13 protein-coding genes are annotated in these 18,057 nt (G+C 76.3%); 1 reads left to right on the top strand and 12 read right to left on the bottom strand.

Annotated features, from left to right (window positions below):
* Nucleotides 1-32 precede the first annotated feature (32 nt).
* The 8 genes from BMY40_RS10445 to BMY40_RS10415 form a co-directional block, all read right to left on the bottom strand.
* Nucleotides 33-1,856, bottom strand: a complete 1,824-nt coding sequence (locus BMY40_RS10445) for a VgrG-related protein (RefSeq protein ID WP_093657962.1) — start codon at nucleotides 1,854-1,856, stop codon at nucleotides 33-35.
* A complete protein-coding gene (locus BMY40_RS10440; RefSeq protein WP_093657960.1) occupies nucleotides 1,853-2,575 on the bottom strand; it encodes a CIS tube protein in 723 nt (240 codons plus the stop codon). Before BMY40_RS10440 ends, BMY40_RS10445 begins: the two co-directional genes overlap by 4 nt.
* 59 nt (nucleotides 2,576-2,634) lie before the next feature.
* Nucleotides 2,635-3,060 (bottom strand): phage tail protein, encoded by a 426-nt coding sequence (locus tag BMY40_RS10435; protein ID WP_093657958.1) that lies wholly within the window; start codon nucleotides 3,058-3,060, stop codon nucleotides 2,635-2,637.
* Between the two features lie 32 nt (nucleotides 3,061-3,092).
* The gene (locus BMY40_RS28005; RefSeq protein WP_177213954.1) at nucleotides 3,093-3,248 is read right to left on the bottom strand and encodes a hypothetical protein; all 156 of its coding nucleotides are present in this window, start codon (nucleotides 3,246-3,248) and stop codon (nucleotides 3,093-3,095) included.
* Nucleotides 3,249-6,015: 2,767 nt separating this feature from the next.
* Complete coding sequence (locus BMY40_RS28000; RefSeq protein WP_177213953.1) at nucleotides 6,016-6,174, bottom strand: DUF6760 family protein; 159 nt, start codon at nucleotides 6,172-6,174, stop codon at nucleotides 6,016-6,018.
* Nucleotides 6,171-6,659 (bottom strand): zinc-ribbon domain-containing protein, encoded by a 489-nt coding sequence (locus tag BMY40_RS10425; RefSeq protein ID WP_093657954.1) that lies wholly within the window; start codon nucleotides 6,657-6,659, stop codon nucleotides 6,171-6,173. The genes BMY40_RS28000 and BMY40_RS10425 overlap by 4 nt, the downstream gene beginning before the upstream one ends.
* Entirely contained in the window at nucleotides 6,656-7,096 is a 441-nt protein-coding gene (locus tag BMY40_RS10420; RefSeq protein WP_093657952.1) for a phage tail protein, read from the bottom strand. The genes BMY40_RS10425 and BMY40_RS10420 overlap by 4 nt, the downstream gene beginning before the upstream one ends.
* A gap of 34 nt (nucleotides 7,097-7,130) precedes the next feature.
* The gene (locus BMY40_RS10415) at nucleotides 7,131-8,687 is read right to left on the bottom strand and encodes a phage tail sheath family protein (protein ID WP_093657950.1); all 1,557 of its coding nucleotides are present in this window, start codon (nucleotides 8,685-8,687) and stop codon (nucleotides 7,131-7,133) included.
* A 250-nt stretch (nucleotides 8,688-8,937) separates the two neighbouring features.
* On the opposite strand from BMY40_RS10415, the gene BMY40_RS28275 reads away from it, so the two are divergent.
* Nucleotides 8,938-10,491: an eCIS core domain-containing protein gene (locus BMY40_RS28275; protein ID WP_245769991.1), complete on the top strand. Its 1,554-nt coding sequence runs from the start codon at nucleotides 8,938-8,940 to the stop codon at nucleotides 10,489-10,491.
* Nucleotides 10,492-10,908: 417 nt separating this feature from the next.
* Here BMY40_RS28275 and BMY40_RS10405 read toward each other — a convergent pair whose 3' ends face one another.
* The 4 genes from BMY40_RS10405 to BMY40_RS10390 all read right to left on the bottom strand — a co-directional run bounded on the left by BMY40_RS10405 (nucleotide 10,909) and on the right by BMY40_RS10390 (nucleotide 17,829).
* Nucleotides 10,909-13,029 carry an ATP-binding protein gene (locus BMY40_RS10405; protein ID WP_093658558.1) on the bottom strand — a complete coding sequence of 707 codons (2,121 nt, stop codon included), beginning with the start codon at nucleotides 13,027-13,029 and terminating at the stop codon, nucleotides 10,909-10,911.
* A gap of 71 nt (nucleotides 13,030-13,100) precedes the next feature.
* Complete coding sequence (locus tag BMY40_RS10400) at nucleotides 13,101-13,805, bottom strand: Pvc16 family protein (protein WP_093657949.1); 705 nt, start codon at nucleotides 13,803-13,805, stop codon at nucleotides 13,101-13,103.
* Entirely contained in the window at nucleotides 13,802-16,990 is a 3,189-nt protein-coding gene (locus tag BMY40_RS10395) for a DUF11 domain-containing protein (RefSeq protein WP_093657947.1), read from the bottom strand. The genes BMY40_RS10400 and BMY40_RS10395 overlap by 4 nt, the downstream gene beginning before the upstream one ends.
* A 146-nt stretch (nucleotides 16,991-17,136) precedes the next feature.
* Nucleotides 17,137-17,829: a helix-turn-helix transcriptional regulator gene (locus BMY40_RS10390; protein ID WP_093657945.1), complete on the bottom strand. Its 693-nt coding sequence runs from the start codon at nucleotides 17,827-17,829 to the stop codon at nucleotides 17,137-17,139.
* Nucleotides 17,830-18,057 lie beyond the last annotated feature (228 nt).

Genomic DNA, 18,057 nt, shown 5'->3' with positions numbered 1-18,057 from the left:
CAGCGGGCAGATGCGGGGGGCGGCGGGCGGGGTCAGTTGATCCGGATGAGCCTGGCCTTGAGGACGCCGAGCAGACCGCCGTCGACGGTGACGTCCGAGCTGCCGGTGACGCTCACCGAACGGCCGCCGATCCGCACTCCGACCCGGCCGTCGATGTTCACGTTCCGGCCCGACACGCTCACGTCGCCCCGTCCCGCGTCCAGGGTGATGCCCCGGCCGTCGAGCAGGACGGAGGTGAGGGGCTGCCGGCCCCTGGCGTACACCGTCAGCTCGATCCGGTCCCGCCGGTCGTCGAGGAACACCTCGAGGCGCTCGTCGCCGGTGGTGAGCCGCACCCCGGACGGGCCCGGGGCGCGTGCGTCCAGCAGCTCCACCCGGTGTCCCGAACGCGACACCACGGAGCGGCGGTTGACCCTCCCGCTGGTCGGGTCGACCAGCGGCACGTCGTGGGGCGAGGGCTTGTCCACGCCGTTGTAGAGCCCGCCGATGACGTACGGGCTGTCCAGCAGGCCCTGCTCGAAGCCGACCAGGACCTCGTCGTTGACCTCCGGGCTGACCACGCCTCCGCCGCCCCTGCCGCCCCACTGCACGGTGCGCACCCAGTCGGTGACGTAGGTGTCGTCCAGCCAGGGGAACTTCAGCCGCACTCCGCCGCGTTCGGCGCCGTCCGGCTCGCGCACGTCCGTCACCACGCCGATCGCCAGGCCCGGCATGCGCGGGCCGCGGGACGGCGCGTTGGCGCCGGTCACCAGGCCGGTCAGGGAGCGGTCCGGGCTGGCGCCGACCCACACCGTCGTCCGGTACCCGCCGTGCGGCTCCAGGACGTGCTGCACCGCCGTGGCCGTGTAGCGGCCCGAGAACGCCTGCCCGACGTTGCCGAGCGCCACGGGTCTGCCCGCCCGCAGCCGGGGGTTGCCCTCGGCCACCGCCTCCAGCTCGGCGAAGCCCGCGCCGACCCGGGCCGCCGTGGCGTCCGCGACCGCGGTCGTCTCGGCCTGGGTGCGGTACGGGGTGTCGGTGACGGCCAGTTTCGCCGACGTGCCGAACCGGGCGGCGGACGCCGGGCTCAGGCCCGGGACCGCCGTGTCGCTGTCCACCGACGGCTGCCGGGCCACCAGCGGCCGCTTCGTGGTGACGTCCCAGCCGCGCACCTCCACCGACGACGCCCCGTCCGCCGCCGACAGCGAGGCCCGCAGCGCCAGCAGGTTCCGGCCGTACTCCAGCACCATCGGGTTCCGCGTGGCCGGCGTCGACGGCGCGGGCGCGCCGGACGCCTTCCGCGGCCTGGTGAACTGGAGCAGCCCCTGGTCGTCGACGCGTACCTGCGCGCCGCTCTCCGCCGCCAGGAACTGCAGGAACTCCCAGTCGGACACGTTCGCCTGGGAGAGCTGCCGGTAGGTGACCGGCGCGGTCTGCACGGTTCCGCAGGCCAGCCCGGCCCCGGCGGCCACCTTGCGGACGATCGCCGCGGCCGTCATGTTCCGGTAGGCCACCACCTTCCGGCCCCGCTGGAGGCGGTGCGCCCTGGAGTAGGCGCGCACCACCGTGAACGAGCCCGTGCGGTCGCGGTCCACCTCCAGGGCCGTCACCTCGCCGTCGAACAGCCGCTCGCGCGCCTGCCCGGACACGGTCACCACCGACACCCGCAGCGGGGTGCCGATGGTGATGCCGGTCGCCTTCAGGAACTCGTGGTCGGGGTCGCGGAAGGTGAGCACCGCCGCGTCGGGCAGGCCCACGTTCTCGTCCACCACGCAGCTCACGAGCTGGGCGGCCCAGACGGGCGGGAGTTCGGCCGGAGTCTCCACGATGGGGTCCGCCGCGAACGACCGGCCGCCCCGCGCCTCGGATGTGGTCACCGCTCCTCCTCACCGCCCGCGTCCCGCAGTCCCGGCACCACCAGTTCGGTGCCGGGCGCGAGCGCCATCGGGTCGTCGATTCCGTTCGCCTCCGCGATGACCCGCCAGGCCGTCGCGTCGCCGTACTCCCGCCAGGCCAGCAGGGCCAGGCTGTCGCCCGCCACCACGGTGTGCGTGCTGCGGGCGGTGCGCGCGCCGGACGTCGGGTTCTGGCCCGGCGGGTCGACGCTCGCCTCCTCGATCGACAGCGCGCAGGTGGCCCGCAGCGGCCTGCCGTCCACGTCGAACAGCGTGTACGTCACCGACAGGCTGGAGAGCACCCCGTCGAACGAGGTCGTCCGCGCTGTGCCCCACTCGAACCGCACCCACGGGCTGGCCGGCTTCCTGCGGCCCAGGCTGGCCGGGGTCGGCACGCACGCCTTCATCAGCTTCTCCACCGCCTGCTCCACGGAGTCGTCGTGGGTGGCGGTGGCGTCCAGGAACACCTCCAGGCTCAGCGTGCGCGGGCCGCTGCCGACGAACTCCGGCAGCGCCGACTGGCCCGCCATCCGCGACGGGGAGCGGCGCCACTCGGTGGTCTTGCGCAGCTCCAGGGTGGAGGGGTTGAACTGGAGGTCCAGCCGCGCGATCGTTCCGCCGGGCTTCGCGCCGACCGAGGCGGGGGGCTCCTTCAGGGTCAGCTGGGCCCTGGCCCGGCTCGAGCGGACCGCTGGGGACATGCCGGGACTTCCTTTCCGGGGACGGAGACGGGGGTGGCGGGCGGAGGGACGGGGCCGGGTCAGGAGGGGCGCAGCCCCTCGTGGGCGATCTCCAGGGTCTCCACCGCGGCCTGGGAGCTGGAGGGGTCGAAGGACGGGCCCTGCCAGCGCACCGGGACGATCCCGAACACCTGCCAGCCGATGATCCGGGTCAGGTCCGGCTTCAGCGCCACGATCTCGCCGTCCTTGGGCTCCACCCGCCGCAGCGTCTGGTCGAGCCAGCGGCCGATCTTCGCCGTGTCGGCGGTGACCGGCCGGGTGAGCGTGATGTTCGACCAGGTCACGCGGCCGGGCAGGTGCCAGGTGAAGCCGTTGTTGCCGCCCTCGGCGTAGGTCTCCATCTCGACCTCGGCGCCCATGCCGGAGCAGGTGTGGAAGGCGCCCAGGTCGTTGCCGCCGATCGCGAGCCGGAAGAACACGCTCGTCGCGAAGATGCTGTCCGTCATCCGTCCGTCATCCGTTCCTTGCCTTCGGGCCCTCAGCGGCGTCCGTCGTGGGGGCGGCCCATGCGCTCCCGGCCGCGCCGCAGCTCGGTGCGGAGCAGCCGTGCCACCGGGTCGAGCAGGCGGCGCGCCAGGTCGTCCAGGTCCAGGCCGGGGTCCTGCGGTGTTCCGGCGTGCCCGGCCGCGTCCACATCGGAGGCGGCCGACGCAGGCGACCAGGACGGCGCGGAGGCCGGTCGGGGCCGACCGCGCGTCCGCGCCGCTCCGGCCGGTGCGCCCGCGGCGGCGCCACCGGTGCCGGTGGCCGCGCGCTGCACCGGGGCCGCCGCCCGGCCGGTCCCGCCCGCCGCGGGCCGGGGGCCCGGCGGAGCGGCCCTCCACCGGACCACGGGGACGGCCCCCGCCGGTTCCGGCGGGGCTGCCGGGCCGGACGTGGACACCGGAAGTGCGGGCGCCGACGTCTGAGGGGCGGCCACCGGAAGGGACCGCGCCGGCGGGGCGGCGGCCTCCGCGGGCGCCTCCGGGCGGGGCGGCGCGGGCCGGACGACCGGGACGCGCTGGACGGCGTCCGGGGAGCCGGCCCCCCGCGCGCCCGCCGGGGTGGCCGCGGGCGGAACCGGTGCCGGCCGCGCGGCCGACACCCCGAGGCCGTCCTGGCCGGCCACCGGTGCGGCGGGCCGCCGCACCGCCACCACGGGACGGCCGCCCGAACGGGACGGGGCGGGCGGAGCCACTCCTTCCGGGATCCGGGTGTTCAGGGAGAGCCGGCGCGCGGCGAGCAGCGAGAGGATGCGGGGCTCCTGCGGGGCGGAACGCCCCCCGGAGCGGGTCACGGGGAGGGGGCGCGGGCCGTCCGCGCCGGAGGTTCGGGCGATCTCCGCGCCCCCGGTTCCTCCGGCCGCGGCCCGGGCGACGACGACCGGGACCCGGGCGGCGGGGCTGTGGGGCCGCGGCCCGCCGGGACCCGGCCCGCCGGGCACCGTGCCGTGGCGTCGCGCGCTTCCCGCCGGGTCCGCCGCTCCCGCGGTGCCCGGCGTGTCCGACGTGCCCGGTCTGCCAGTCGCGCTCGAACCGCCCGGCGCGCCCGCGGCGTTCTCGAGTGCCGGGCGGTGGGGCGGGGCGGCCGGGGACGGCGCCACCAGCGGTGTGGCGGGCCCGTCCCCGTGGAGCGCGGGGCCGGGCTCCACGGGGGCGGCGGTGGAGGAGTGGCCCGCGAGGCGGCGCTGTACATCGCCCGTCCCCAGCAGCGGCGCGTCCGCTCCGCCTCCCCCCGGCGCACGGGGCGCGGGCGCGGTACGCGGTGCGGCCCCGGCAGGCGTCCGGCCGCCCTCCGCCGCGGGCGGCACCGGGGCGGCGCCGGCCGTCCGCTCCCGGTGTGGGTCGTCCGAGCCGGACGCCGCGCGGGAGGCGCGGGCGCCGGGCGCGGTGGAACCGGGCAGGCCGGCGCTCGGCGGCAGCGCGGGCAGCGGCTCGCCCAGGCCGCCGCGCGCGCGGGCACCGGTGCGTTTGCCGGGGCCGGGGGATCGGCGCGGTACGCCGGCCGGTGCGGCGGGGCCCTGCGGTACGTCGCGGGCCGCTTCCTTCGCGCCGCCGTCGTACGGGTCCGGGGTGCTGGCCGCGCCCTCCGCGCGGCGCTGGACGACGGGCAGCGCCGGACCGGGTGCGGGTCCGGTGCCGGGCGCGGTACGCGGGGCGGGCCCTTCCGCCAACGGCGTGGCCGTGGAGGGCAGTTCGCCCAGCGGAGCGCCGAGGGGCGCGCGGCTCCGCCCGGGCGCGGCGGTGCGTTGCGCGGGGGCTGTGGGGCCCGCCTTCGTCCCGGCCGGTGCGGCCGTGGCGGGTGCGGGGCCGGGTGCGCCGGACGCGGTGCGATCGCCGGGCGCAGGGGTGGCGGGCCGCAGCGCGGGGACGCGGCGCACGGGCCCGGCCGGGTACCGGGCGGTGGTCAGGCTCGGCCCCACGGGGCGGAGCCCGACCGCCGGGCCGGAGGGCGTACGTTCCCCGGAACCGGCCGGCGGCCGGGACGCGCGCCCGGATTCCGCCCCCGGCGGGCCGGACCGTGCCCTTGGCGCGGGCCCGCCGGGAGCGGACCGGGCCATGGATCCGTCGGCTGCCGGGCCCGGGACCACCGACACACGCCGTACCAGCGGAATCTGCGGAGCAGCCGGCCGGGGGCCGGTGCCGGCGGGGGCCACGACCGGGCCGGTGCCCGGCCGCACGGCCCGCTGGAGGGGGGAGGAGGGCGGGGAGAGCGCGGCGGGGGAGTCCGCGGACACCGGACCGCGGTTCCGAGGAGTGCCGCCCGGACCGCCGGCGCCCTCGGCACCGCCGCCGTGCCGCGCCGCCGCGGGCTCCCGCCCCGCGCCCGCGTGCGCCGCTCCGGAACCCGATCCGGACCGGCCGCGGGAAGACCGCGCACCCGAGGACGCCGAGCCGGACGGGGCCGGAGCGCCCGGTGCCGCGCCGCCCGGGGGCGCGGTGTCCGGGGCCGTGGTGCCCGGCGTACCCTCCTGCGGGCCGTCCGCCTCCTGCGGGCCGTCCGCCTCCGGCGGACGCAGCGTCCGGAGCAGCAGCGGACCCCCGCCGGTGTGGACGGGCCGCGGGGCGGCCGGACCGGTGACGCCGTGCACCAGGCCGGTCGGGGCCGTGGGCAGCAGGGCGTGGCCCAGGCCGGTGTCGAACGACGGGTTCCGCCAGGCGGCCAGGCCCGCGCGGAAGGCGAGGCCGTCGCTGACGCCGAGCGGGGCGCGCGCCAGGGTGAGCTCCGGCGCAGCGGTGCGCTGCCACCCCCCGTCCCAGTCGCCGGGCACGGAGGGACCCGGAACGCCGGGCTCGCTCCGGCCCGGCCCCTCGCCGGACCGGCCGTCCGCTCCGGCACCGGGCCGCCCCGTACGCCGCGGACGGTGCGCGGCGCCCGGCCCGGCGGCCCGGCGGCGCAGCCTGTCCCGCCATGCCATGTACTCAACCGCCTTCGTTCACGCGGGTGTTGATACGGGCGATCTCGGCCACCCACTGCCGGCGCTCACCGTGGGTCAGGCCGAGGATCTCCTCGCGCCGCCAGTGGAAGTGGTAGGCGATGTACGCGATCTCCTCCAGGAGCCGGGGGAGGGCGTACGTCACGATTCCCCCAGGCGCCCACCCGAGAGGTCGACCTCGAAACCGCCCTCGCAGTGGGGGCAGGTCACCGCCGCACGGGTGTGGCCCTCGCTGTTGACGCGGCGGTAGAAGTCCTGGAGGAAGGCGACGTCGGTGGCGTACATCCGCTCCACGATCCCGGCGTGCACGTCGGTGATCGTGCCGATCCGGGTGATCACCTGGCTCAGCAGCACCACGCTCAGGTACGCGGGGTTCTCCTTGACCCGCAGGTCGATCTGGGGCCGCAGCTCGTCGCGGGCGGTGGCCAGGCGCATCGCGCCGTGGCGGTGCACCGTGCCCGCCTCGTCGACGTACCCGCGCGGCAGCTCGAACTCGAACTCGGTGCGCAGCCCGTGGTCCTCCCGGGGGGCAGGGGCGGGGGGCGCCGCCGCCTGCTCCGTCGCCGGGGCGGGCGCCGTCACCTGGAGGATCTCCTCCAGGTTGCCCGCCGTCACCGTACGGCGTCTCATTCGACGATGATCTCCTCGAACACGATCGTGACGGACTCGGTGGCCGGGGACGACTCGCCCGCCTTCAGGGACGGGCCCTCCCACCTGGAGGCCCAGCCCTGCATCAGCTGGATGCGGCGGACCGTGGTGCCCTCGGAGTCCTTGATCTCGATGGTGAGGTTCTGCCGCGCGGCGTTCACGGCGCCGTTGTTCAGGGTCTCCTTGATCCAGTTGGTGAACTCGCTGCTCTGGTCGAGCCCGCGGGTGATCGTGATCTCGCCCGCCTGGCGGGCGCCGGGCTGCTTGCGGATGATCTGCTTGCCCTCCGCGCTGACCTGCTTGACCTCGACCACCTCCTCCTCGACGGTCAGCCCGCTGATCTCCTGGACCGACTCGACCAGGTAGCCCCCGAGCTGCACGCCGAAGACATGGGTGGAAAGAGCGTCGCCCACTGCCATGACTGTTCGTCACCTTTCCTTGCGGACCCTGGGGTCACTCGTCGATGAGGCTGGTGCTGTCGGAGAACTGGGCCAGCCGGAACACCACGAACTCCGCGGGCTTGACCGGTGAGACGCCGATCTCGCAGACCACCCGGCCCTGGTCGATGGACTCCTGCGGGTTGTTGTCGCGGTCGCACTTGACGTAGAACGCCTCCTCGGCCGTACGGCCGAACAGCGCGCCCCGGCGCCATTCCTCGGTGAGGAACGCGGTGACGTTGCGCCGGATGCTCGACCACAGCCGGTCGTCGTTCGGCTCGAAGACCACCCACTGGGTGCCCAGGAGGATCGACTCCTCCAGGTAGTTGAACAGACGACGCACGTTCAGGTAGCGCCAGGCCGGGTCGGAGGAGAGGGTGCGGGCGCCCCACACCCTCACGCCCCGGCCCGGGAAGGCCCGTACGCAGTTCACACCGATCGGGTTCAGCAGGTCCTGCTCGCCCTTGCTGAGCCGGAACTCCAGGTCCACCGCGCCGCGGACCACCTCGTTGGCGGGCGCCTTGTGCACACCGCGCTCGGCGTCGCTGCGCGCCCACACGCCGGCGATGTGGCCGCTGGGCGGGACGGTGGTGTTGCGTCCGGTGGCCGGATCGAAGACCCGCACCCACGGGTAGTAGAGGGTGGCGTACCGGGAGTCGTAGCCCGCCTCGTCGTTGCGCCAGGAGCGCACCTGCTGGGCGGAGAGCCCGGGCGGGGTGTCCAGGACGGCCACCCGGTCGCCCATCTGCTCGCAGTGCGCGATCACGGCGAGCTGCACGGTGCGCACGCCCTCGGCGTCGATGTCGCCGCGCCGGTGGGCGCTCATCAGGTCCGGCACCGCGACCATGGTGATCTCGTCGATGGTCTCCAGGCCGCCGAATCCGGTGCGGGCCGCGGCGTCGCCGACGTACTCGGACGCGTCGAGGCGGGACACCTCGCCGGAGCCGGGCGCGGCGGGCGCGTCCGGGGGGCCGGGCAGTACCACGGTCTGGTTGGCGGGCCTGCTCTGGCCGGCGCCCTGCTGCTCGGTGACCTCGATCAGCTTGGAGGCGCGGGCCTGGTTGACCAGGTACCCCTTGACGTTCCTGCGGCTGGAGGCCTCGTACGTCTCCGCCACCTGGTCGCCCTGGCGGACCAGGACCTTGAAGCGGTCCTGCGGCGGGTTCTCGCCGTCCGCGTCGGCGACCTCCACCGACACACCCGAGACGCCCGGCCGGGCCGCGACCAGGAAACCGCCGAGCTCCACCGGCTCCGCCGCCCCGCCCTCCCCGCGGCCGCCGCCGGCCGCGGGGGCGGAGGCGTCCTCGGCGGAGCCGCCGATCCGCACGACGTACGCGGCGCCGCCGCCGTTGGCGAAGTACCCGTAGACCGCGTGGGCCAGATAGGCGTCCTCGGTGAAGCCGCCGAAGATCTGGGTGTACTGATCCCAGCCGGTGACCAGCGTCGGCGTGTGGAACGGGCCGCTCCGGGCGAACCCGACGAACGCGGCGACGGCGGTGCCGACCCCTTCGATCGGGCGGGCACCGGACTGCACCTCCTCCACGTACACACCCGGGGTGAGGTACGTCGGCATGCTCGCTCCTTAGCGTCCTTGCGGGTCGGTCACCTGTGTCCAGGCCGAGTCTTCGCCACGGCTCCGGCCCGGCGACAGGGACCCGCGGACCTGGTCGGGGGCAAGAGCGCTGCCTTTCCGGGCTCCCCGCGCCGACCGCCCGGCCGTCGCCCACTCCTGCCCTCGCGCTGCCCGTGCGGGCATGGACACCCCGCCCGTCCGCGCGGTCCACTGGGGCCGCAGCAGGCGTGCGCCGACGAGGAGGCAGCAGGTGCAGAGGTCCAGGCAGCGCACCGAGTGGAGCGAGGACCGGCAGCCGGCACGCGACCGGGCCGCCGCCCGGCGGGAGGAGTCCGGAGGCGCCGCCGTACCGCCCCCGCTCACCGCCGACGCGCTGCGCGCGGCGCAGCGCGGCGCGGGCAACGCCGCGGTGACCGGCATGATCGCCCGCCGCGCCCGCACCGCACCCGCCCCGGAACAGCCGGACGTCGAGGTGCGCGAGGTCCTGCGCTCGGCCGGCAAACCGCTCGCCGCGCCGGTACGCCAGGAGATGGAGGCCAGGCTCGGCACCGACTTCTCCGACGTGCGGTTGCACACCGGGGCCGCCGCCGCCCGCTCGGCCCGCGCCATCGGGGCACGCGCCTACACCTCCGGCAGCCATGTCGTCATCGGCGACGGCGGCGGCGACAAGCACACCCTCGCCCACGAGCTCACTCACGTCGTCCAGCAGCGCCAGGGCCCGGTCTCCGGTACCGACAACGGGGCGGGACTGAGAATCTCCGACCCCTCGGACCGGTTCGAGCGCGAGGCCGAGACGAACGCCACCCGCGCGCTCGCGGGCCCGGTGCCGTCCGCCGAACACGCCTCGGAAGACCCGGTGGGGCCGTACCACGCCGCTGGTGGGTCCGTGCTGCAGCGCCGTGTCGTCGAGCTCAAGAAGGGCCCACCGGACGCGGCGGAGACGCGGCTTTTTGAAGAGTTCTCCGCCGCCGTGGACAGGGCGGTCCAGTGGGCCTACAACTATGTCACCACTGCGCCCCAGTTGGGTCCGCTCGCCGACTACGACGGCCACACGAAGCACTGGGTCGACGTCTGGCAGGACTTCCACGCCAACGGCAGGAGCGGCGGCATCTCCAAGGAATTCGGCTACGCGATCGAATCCGTCGCCCATGCCCACCTGAAAGGCGCGGGAAGGCCCTCTCTCCCCGCAGAGACGCACTTCGGCACGCAGGTGACGTTCGGCTCCACCCGGCCGGACTACGTCCTGTACATGCGGGGGAACCCCATCGGGGCCGTGGACATCACCGCCGAGGCCAGCATCGGTCACGTCCGGGACAAGACCGGCTGGGACGCATTGTTCCCGCAGTTCGGCGAGTCCCTCTACACCTCGCTCGACGCCACCGTCATCGCCGCCATGAAACTGGCCCACGGCAACGCCGCACCCCTCACGCAGCAGCAGGCCGACCAGCTGAAGCAGCAGGCCGCGGCGAACCGCGCCATGTGGGAGGAGAACTGGCGGCTGATGGCCACCTCCTTCAAGGAGGACATGCGGAACGAGGGCATCGTGGACGACATGGGCAGGGTGAAGGGCGGCGGCGATCCGGTCGTCCGCGAAGGACAGCGGCGCGGCGCGGTCTTCTCCTGGATGACCGAGAACCTGGGTGTGGACCGGGCCGCCGCCGAGCGCAACGCCACGGTCATGCTGCTCAAGTTCAACCCGAGTTGGCCCGGCTCGTTCTCCTGCAACGACTCCACGGCGAGCGTGTCCCGTGGTGAGGCGTTCCTGACCTCGGTGTTCCCGGAGTGGGAACGGTCGAGGTCCTGACACCGCGCGGAGGAAGGCCCCGGCAGCTCCACCCCGGTCCGCCTGATGCCCCGACTCCACACGGCCGGTGGTGCGCGGAGCACCGCCGGACGGCCGTGCGGGCAAGCCGGGAACGCGAGGAGGGGACTCCGGCCGGCCGCCCCGCCTCGGCCCCGGCGAGCGGCGCCCCGCCCTTCGGAGGACGCTTCCGACCCGTCGATGACGTACGGGCCGTGCTGCGGCACCGCACGAATGTGGCCTTCCTCGCCCGGGCGGCGGACGGCGCGGCGGGCGGTGCCGTGTGCGGCGCCGTACCGCCGCATCGGGCTCGCTCGGGGCCCGGCGGCCGGAGGCGGGTTCCCACGCCGTCGATGTCCGCGGCGATCCCGGCGGCGATCCGCCGGTGCGGCGGTGGCTCCGCCGGCCACGGCCCGCCCCTCACGCGTCGGCGGCCTCCGCCAGCCACGGCCCGAACTCGCCCGCCAGGACCAGCCGTCCCAGCTTGCGGTACTCCTGCGCGACCGCTCTGACCACCTGCCGCATCGTCAGCGGCCCGCCGGCCTCCGCCGCGAGGTAGGCGGCCGTCACCGCGCAGGCCCGGATCGAGCCGCCGGCCATCTCGAAGCGGTCCGCGCAGAAGGCGAGGTCCAGATCTCCGGCCCGGGGCAGCCTCCCGCCCAGGCACCGCTGCCACAGGGCCAGGCGCTGCCCGGCGTCGGGGACGGGGAAGTCGGCCACCACGTCCAGGCGGCGGGTGAACGCCTCGTCCAGGTTGGCCCGCAGGTTGGTGGTGAGCACCGCGATCCCGTCGAACGACTCCATGCGCTGGAGCAGGTAGGCCGACTCGATGTTGGCGTGCCGGTCGTGCGCGTCCCTCACCTCCGAGCGCTTGCCGAAGATCGCGTCGGCCTCGTCGAAGAGCAGCACCGCGTTGACCGCCGACGCCTCGGTGAAGATCCGCTCCAGGTTCTTCTCGGTCTCCCCGACGTACTTGTCGACGACCGTGGACAGGTCCACCACGTACAGGTCCATGCCCAGGTCCGCCGCGACGACCTCGGCGGACATGGTCTTGCCGGTGCCCGACTCGCCGGCGAACAGCGCGATCACACCGCGCCCCCGGCCGCCGCCGGGCCGCATCCCCCACTGCCCGAGCACCTGCTCGCGGTGGCGGGCGCGCAGCGCGAGTTCGCGCAGCCGCCGGTGGGTGGCCGGCGGGAGCACCAGGTCGTCCCAGCCGACGGCCGGTTCGATCCGGCGGGCGAGCCGGTCGAGTCCCGCGCCGTTCTGGGCCCGCACGGCGGCCCGCAGGTCGTCGGGGCCCACCGGGCGGCCCTCCAGGGCGGCCGTGCGGGTCGCCACGTCGGCGGCGCGGCGCAGCTGCCCGGAGTCCAGCCGGTGCGCGGCGACAGCCCGGGCGAGCGCCTCGGCGCCCCCGGCCGTGGAGTCGGCCGTGGAACCGGCCACGGGGCCGCCGCCGGCGGCCCGTTCCAGGGCGTGCCGCCAGCGCTCGGCCTGCCGCTCGGGGGAGGGCGCGGGCACGGTCACGGTGACGGGGGTGTCGGCCGCCCACGCCGGGTCCCAGCCGGTGGTGCCGTGTGTCAGCAGGGGGATCCCCCGCAGGGCCGCGCACAGCGCCCCCAGCGCGCGGGTCCGTTCCGCGGGATCGGCGGGCAGCGCCTCCAACGGGCCGACGACGACCCCGGCACCGGTCAGGCGGGCTTCGAGCGCGGCCACCCGGGCGAGGTGCGGTACGTCGCAGGGGCGCCGGGCGAGTGCCGCCGCGTCCAGGGCGAGCGCGCGCAGCCCGGCCGCGCGCAGGGCGGTGACGGCCAGACCCGTTGCGTCGCCGCCCAGGCCGCGCAGGTGGACGAGGCCGACCCCGGCCCGGGCCGCGGCCGCCACCCGGCGTGCCCGGGCCGCCTCGGCGGCCGGGTCCTCGTGCACCTCGCCGAGCAGCCCGGCGAGCCGGGCGTCGGGCCGGGTGTCCCCCAGCAGGTGTGCGGTGACCCGGTCGGGCACGGTCAGGACGCGGGACAGCGGCGGCCGCTCCGGCTCGGTGACCTCCACCAGCCCGCCCTCGACCAGCGGAGCTCCGGGGGCGAGCCGGAAGCGGGCGGGCGCCGCCGCGGCGAGCCCGCACAGCTCCAGGGCGAGCCCGACGGTGGGGCGGCGGCGCGTCAGGTCGTCGTTGAGGTAGCCGTAGAGCCGCTCGAACCGCGCGTCCAGATCGGGTGCCACCGCGACCAGCAGCAGGTCCAGGTCCAGCGGGGACAGGCCGAAGCGACGGGAGAGGCCGTCCAGGACGGAACCGGCAGGCGGGTGCCAGGGGCCGCGGGGCGGCAGGTCGAGGCCGCCCGGCTCGTGGAGGAGGCGGGCCGCCGCCTCGGGGGTGAGGTACTGGCCCCGGTAGGGGTCGTCGGGGTCGGGATCGGCGGCGCGGCGGGACGCCACCGCGTGCCGCACCCGCTCCTCGACGGCGCGGAGCCGCGTCCACACGTACTCCACACCGTCGGCGCCGTCGGGGACGGCCTCGGCGCCGGGCGGCCCGGGGGCGGCCAGGGAAGCTGCTCCGGCGACGGATCCGGCAACGGATCCGGCGGTGGTCTCGGCGGTGGGGCCCGCGGTGTGCGTCACGGCCGGCGGTCCCCCCTGCGCCGCCGCCGGGCGGGGGCGGGCGGCCGCTCGCGCGGACCGGCGAAGCCCTCCGGTCCCGGATCGCCCACCTCCGTGTAGCGCAGCCGGCGTCCCGCCGCATCCCCGTCCCCGTGCCGGGGGGCGGAGCGCACGGCGAGCCCTTCGGTGACCGGTGGCGCGACGGCCTCGCTCACCCCGGCGAGCGGCGCCCTCACCAGCACTCCGAGCGACGCCTTCAGCTCCCCGCCGAGCGCCGACCACACGTCCGAGGCGGCCGGCGCGTCGAGCCCGGCCCCGGCGGTGTCCAGACCGACGGTCAGGCCGAGTTCGGCGAGCGTGCCGGTGAGCAGCCGCGCGGGCAGGGTGTCGGTGGCCACCAGGCAGGCGAGCACCTGCGAGAGCAGCCGGTGCTCGTCCTGCGGGCGGCTCGCCCACGCCGTGACCAGATACGTCAGTTCGAACCAGCGCGGCGGGGTGCGCCGCGCCACGAGCCGCCCGTTCTCGTCGTACACCTCCCCGGCGCCGCTGCCGCGCCGGGTGGCGTCCTCGCGGATGTCGTACAGGAAGACGCAGACCGTCGGGGCGCTGCGGCGCGCCGCCCAGTCCCGGGTGGGGGCGTCGAAGACGATCTCGACGCCCGACGCCTCCAGCCCGGACTCGCCCAGCAGGCGGCGCAGCCCCTCGTCGACCTCGTGGATCACCGGCGGGCCACCGCGTCGGGCGGCTGCACACTGCCGCTGACCACCAGGAAGTCGGTCTTCACCGCCGAGAACCCGGGGCCTGTGGCGGTGATGGTGCGCGGTCCGCTCTGGTCCTTGGCGAGGACGAGCAGCTGGCCGATGAACGTGCCGTCGGGTTCCGGCACGGTCGGCGCCGCCGCCGCGGTGATGCCCGGCTTCCAGGTGAACCGCACCGGCACCCCCGGCGGGAAGTCCCTGCCCCGCACCGAGGTGACGAAGCCGGGCTTGCCGATCTCCGGCACCGCGACGATGCGCGGCCGGAGGATGCGCAGCCGCTGCCGGGCGGTGTTGTCGCGCCGGTCGGCGTCCGTCCCGGTGGTGGTGAGCTCGCCGGTGACGCGGCCGGTCAGCGCCTTGTCGGGACTGAGGACGACCCGGACGACGGTGCTCGCGCCCGGGGCCAGGTCCGGCAGAGCACACACCCAGGAGCGGTCGCAGCCTGGTGGCGGCCCGTTGTGCGGGACGCCCCGGGGCAGGCCGATGCGCAGCCGCAGCCCGGTCGCCAGGGCGTTGCGGCCGTTGCGGACGGTGTACGTCACCACGACGCGCCCGCCGACGTAGCCGGGGTTCGGCTGGGCCGTGACGCGCACACCGGGCCCGGCCTCGGGCTCGTCCGGTGCCGGGGGCGCGGCGGGCGGCGGGCCGGCGGGCGGGGAGGGAACGGGTGGGGAAGGGGCGGGCGGGGGATCGGTGGGCGGGGCCTCGCGCACCGGCACCACGGTCCGGCCCGCGTTGTCGCCGGGCCGCGGGTCCAGGACGGAGCCGGTGACCGACCAGTCCACCGGCGCCTCGCCGGGGACGGTCCCGGTGAGGGTGACGTCCACCGGGACGGTGGTGCCGGGCGGCACCACGCCGATGTCGCACTGGAGGGACGCGGCGTCGCAGACGCCCCCCGGCCGGCTCAGCCGGGTGATCCGCACGCCGGGCGGCGGCGCGACGGTCAGCCTGGTGCCGGGGGAGGCGGCGGGGCCGTTGTTCACGACGTCGACGCGGACCGTGGCGGAACGGCCCACTGTGACCTCGGGCACGGTGCCGGGCGCGCGGACCGCGAGGTCCACGGACTGCTGGACGGCGGGTTCCTTCTGCCGGCCCGGCAGACCGGCGGTGAGCGGGGTGAGACGGCCGGACGCGATGTCCACCAGGTGCAGCTTCTCGGGGCTGTTGGCCGGGAGGGCGGCGCGCGAGCTGAGCACCAGCCCCTTGCCGTCGGCCGTCCAGGCGGCGTCGCGCGGCTGGAACGGGCCGGTGGCCGAGGTGTCCGGCAGCTCCCGGTGGCAGGCGCCGGGGAGATCGCGGGCGGCGCCGGGCAGCAGCACCCGGCAGTTCCCGCCCGACGGGGACGTCAGCAGGATGCCGTTGCGCTCGTCGGTCCGGCCGCCGCCGCTCTTGCGGTTGAAGGCGATGCCGCGTCCGTCCGGTGAGAACGCCGGGCTGTCGTCGATGACCTCGCAGTCGCCCGGGCAGACCGCGGCGCTCAGGTCGCGCTGCCGGTCCAGGTCGTCCACGGGCACGGTCCAGACGTGCTTGTTGCCGCCCCTCCCGCCGATCACGTGGTTGCGCGTGAAGGCCAGGGTGGTGCCGTCGGGGGACCAGGAAGGCTGGGCGTCGCCGCCTGTGCCCTGCCCGTCCGGCGGGGTGATCTCGCCGCGGATCGCGCCGGTCGCCGCGTCCGCGATCAGGATGCGGCCGGGGCCGGCGCCTTCCCCGACGCCGCCCGGCGAGGTCCGGGTGAAGGCGAGGCGCCTGCCGTCCGGGGAGAGCGTCGGGTCGGTGTCCCAGTCCCGCGGGCCGCGTCCCGCGAGCGGCAGGGGCGCCGCGCCGGTCCCGTCGGCGTCCGCCGTCCAGATCCGCTGGATGCGGCCGTCGGGGGTGTCCTCGAAGCGGGTCACCACGATCCGGCGGCCGTCGGGCGTGTAGTTCTGCCGCTCGGTCCACGGGTCGTACCCGGGGTCGGGCCGGAACAGCGGGTCCTTGGCCGGATCGGTCTCGGTGTCGGCCCTCGGGTCCTCCCTGAGGATCGTCAGCCCCAGGTCGCGGGGGTCGGCCCCGTCCAGCCGGACGTCCTGCAGCGTCACCGTGTGCGGGCCGGACGCCGAGGTGCGCTCCACCACCGCGCCGCCGCCGTCGAGCGAGCCGAGCCAGGTGGGCGAGCGCACCTCCCGGTTCTCGCTGAGCACCAGCGAGGGGACCCGGTCGGAGCGCGCGGGCACCCGGAACACGTGGTCCCAGTCGCCCTCGCACTCGCAGGTGATCTCGGGGCTCAGGAACAGCACCTCGTCCCCGCCGGGCAGCCACGCTGCCCCGTGGGCACGCCATCCTGCCTGCGCGCCCCCGAGCAGCGGCCCGTCGGTGCGCCCGTCCGTCACGCGCAGCCGGGGGCCGTTCTGCCCGGCGGCGGTGGCGGTGTACGCGATCAGGTCCCGGTGGGCGGGGTCGTCGGCCGGGTTCCACACCGGTTCGGTGGCCGTGCCGTCGGCGGGGTCGGTGATCCGGGAGGCGGGGCCGCCGGCCAGGGGCCGTACGTAGATCTGCCGCCCGGCCGCCGGGCCGCCGTCGCCGGAGTACGCCAGGCGCCGCCCGTCCGGGGAGACCGTCGGGTGCTCCTCGTCCGAGGCCGTGTCGGTCAGCCGCGTCAGGCCGGTGCCGTCGGTGCGCACCAGCCACAGGTCGCGCTGCTTCCGGCCGCCCGGGCCGCCGGGTTCGGCCGAGTCGAACACCACGGCCCGGCCGTCCGGCGTCAGTCGGGGGTGCGCGGCGTCCCGGCCGCTGGTGAGACGGCGTACCGAGCCGTCGGCGGACCGCAGGTAGATCTGCGGGTCCTTCTCGTCGCGGCGGCCGGCGAACACCATCGTGTCGCCGAGGGCGGAGGGCTGGACGTCGAAGTGGGCCGGGCCCGCACCGAACAGCGGTGTGCTGGAGGTGTCGCCGGCGACCCGGCCGAGGCTGCGGTGCCGGGTGCCGGCGTACGCGACCCGGGTGCCCGCGCTGTCGGCCGACCGCGGCCGGGCCCCGGCGCCGTCCTGCCCGGAGCCCTGCCCCAAGTCCTGCTCGGAGGCCGCCGTGACCGTGAGCAGCGGGATCATCAGCAGCAACGACGTGCCGAGCCCGGCCAGGCGCCTCCGCCCGCCGGAGGCGGCGGTTCCCATCACAGTCCCCCTCGCAGTCCGATGCGGCATCCGGGTGTGCCCCCGCCACCCTGCGGCGGCCGTGTGCGGCGCGGCAGGGCGGCGGGGCCGTGGCCGGGGGAAGCGTGCGGTGCGCTTTCGGGCAGTGCCGTGGCCCCCGGACGCCGTCAGATCAGCCCGTTGCGCAGCGCGTAGCCGACGGCGTGGGCCCGGTTGCGCAGCTGCAGCCGCGTGATGATCTCGTGCAGCACGTTCTTGACGGTCCGTTCGGAGTACGCGGTCTTGCGGGCGATCTCCGCGGTGTCCAGGCCCTCCGCGACCAGGCGCAGCATGTCCGCCTCACGTGTGGTCAGCGTGGACAGCGACAGGCCCCGCGGGTCGAGCGCCGAGCGCTGGAGGCCGCCCACGTGCGTGAGCAGCTTGCCGAGCAGGTCGCCGGGCAGCACGCCTTCGCCGTTGGCCATCGCCAGGACCAGGTGGAGGAGGCGGTCCTGGTCGGCGTCGGTACGCCGCAGCACGGCCGCCACGCCGCACTCGATGACGCGTTGCAGCGCGCCGGGCCCGAGAGTGCCGACCACGAGGCCGGCGCGGGTTGCGGTGTTGTGCCGCAGCCGGTGCAGCAGGGCGGCCACATCGTCGTCGACGCTGTCCACGACCACCAGCGACGTCTGGGCCCGCTCCGCGTCGGCGTCGTCGAGCAGGTCCACCTCCGGGCGCGAGCGTAACTGCTGGACGACGCCGACGCGCAGGACGGGATCGGCGGCGTAGACGGCCACGGTCACCCGGCCCGGGAGATCGGAGCGGGAGGAGCGGTGCACGGACCGGGGCTGGGCGGGCACATACGGCGTGGCGGTGTTCATGGGCGGGCTGCTTTTCTCTGAGCGGTGCATGGCAAGCTACCTGTTTCGTGAGTCCTGGGTCCGTGGGGAAGACGCGGGAACGGCACGACCGCCCGTGCGCTGCCGGCACGGGGCGGCGGGATGCCGCGGGCCTCGCCCTCCTCCGGAGGAATCGGTCGTCGTCCCCCGGGCACGACCATTGCCCGGGTGTTGCCCTCGCGCTCCTCGTTGAGCCCTCGGGAACGGTCC

Origin of the sequence: Streptomyces radiopugnans (assembly GCF_900110735.1) — a bacterium.
GTDB lineage: Bacteria > Actinomycetota > Actinomycetes > Streptomycetales > Streptomycetaceae > Streptomyces > Streptomyces radiopugnans.
Note: the sequence above shows the minus strand (reverse complement) of the source record. Positions and strands in the feature narration are given on the sequence as shown.

Coding starts and splice junctions, on each gene's coding strand:
- BMY40_RS10440 (WP_093657960.1), bottom strand. CDS start 2,575: ATGTCCCCAGCGGTCCGCTCGAGCCGGGCCAGGGCCCAGCTGACCCTG.
- BMY40_RS10435 (WP_093657958.1), bottom strand. CDS start 3,060: ATGACGGACAGCATCTTCGCGACGAGCGTGTTCTTCCGGCTCGCGATC.
- BMY40_RS10425 (WP_093657954.1), bottom strand. CDS start 6,659: ATGAGACGCCGTACGGTGACGGCGGGCAACCTGGAGGAGATCCTCCAG.
- BMY40_RS10420 (WP_093657952.1), bottom strand. CDS start 7,096: ATGGCAGTGGGCGACGCTCTTTCCACCCATGTCTTCGGCGTGCAGCTC.
- BMY40_RS10415 (WP_093657950.1), bottom strand. CDS start 8,687: ATGCCGACGTACCTCACCCCGGGTGTGTACGTGGAGGAGGTGCAGTCC.
- BMY40_RS10395 (WP_093657947.1), bottom strand. CDS start 16,990: ATGGGAACCGCCGCCTCCGGCGGGCGGAGGCGCCTGGCCGGGCTCGGC.
- BMY40_RS10390 (WP_093657945.1), bottom strand. CDS start 17,829: ATGAACACCGCCACGCCGTATGTGCCCGCCCAGCCCCGGTCCGTGCAC.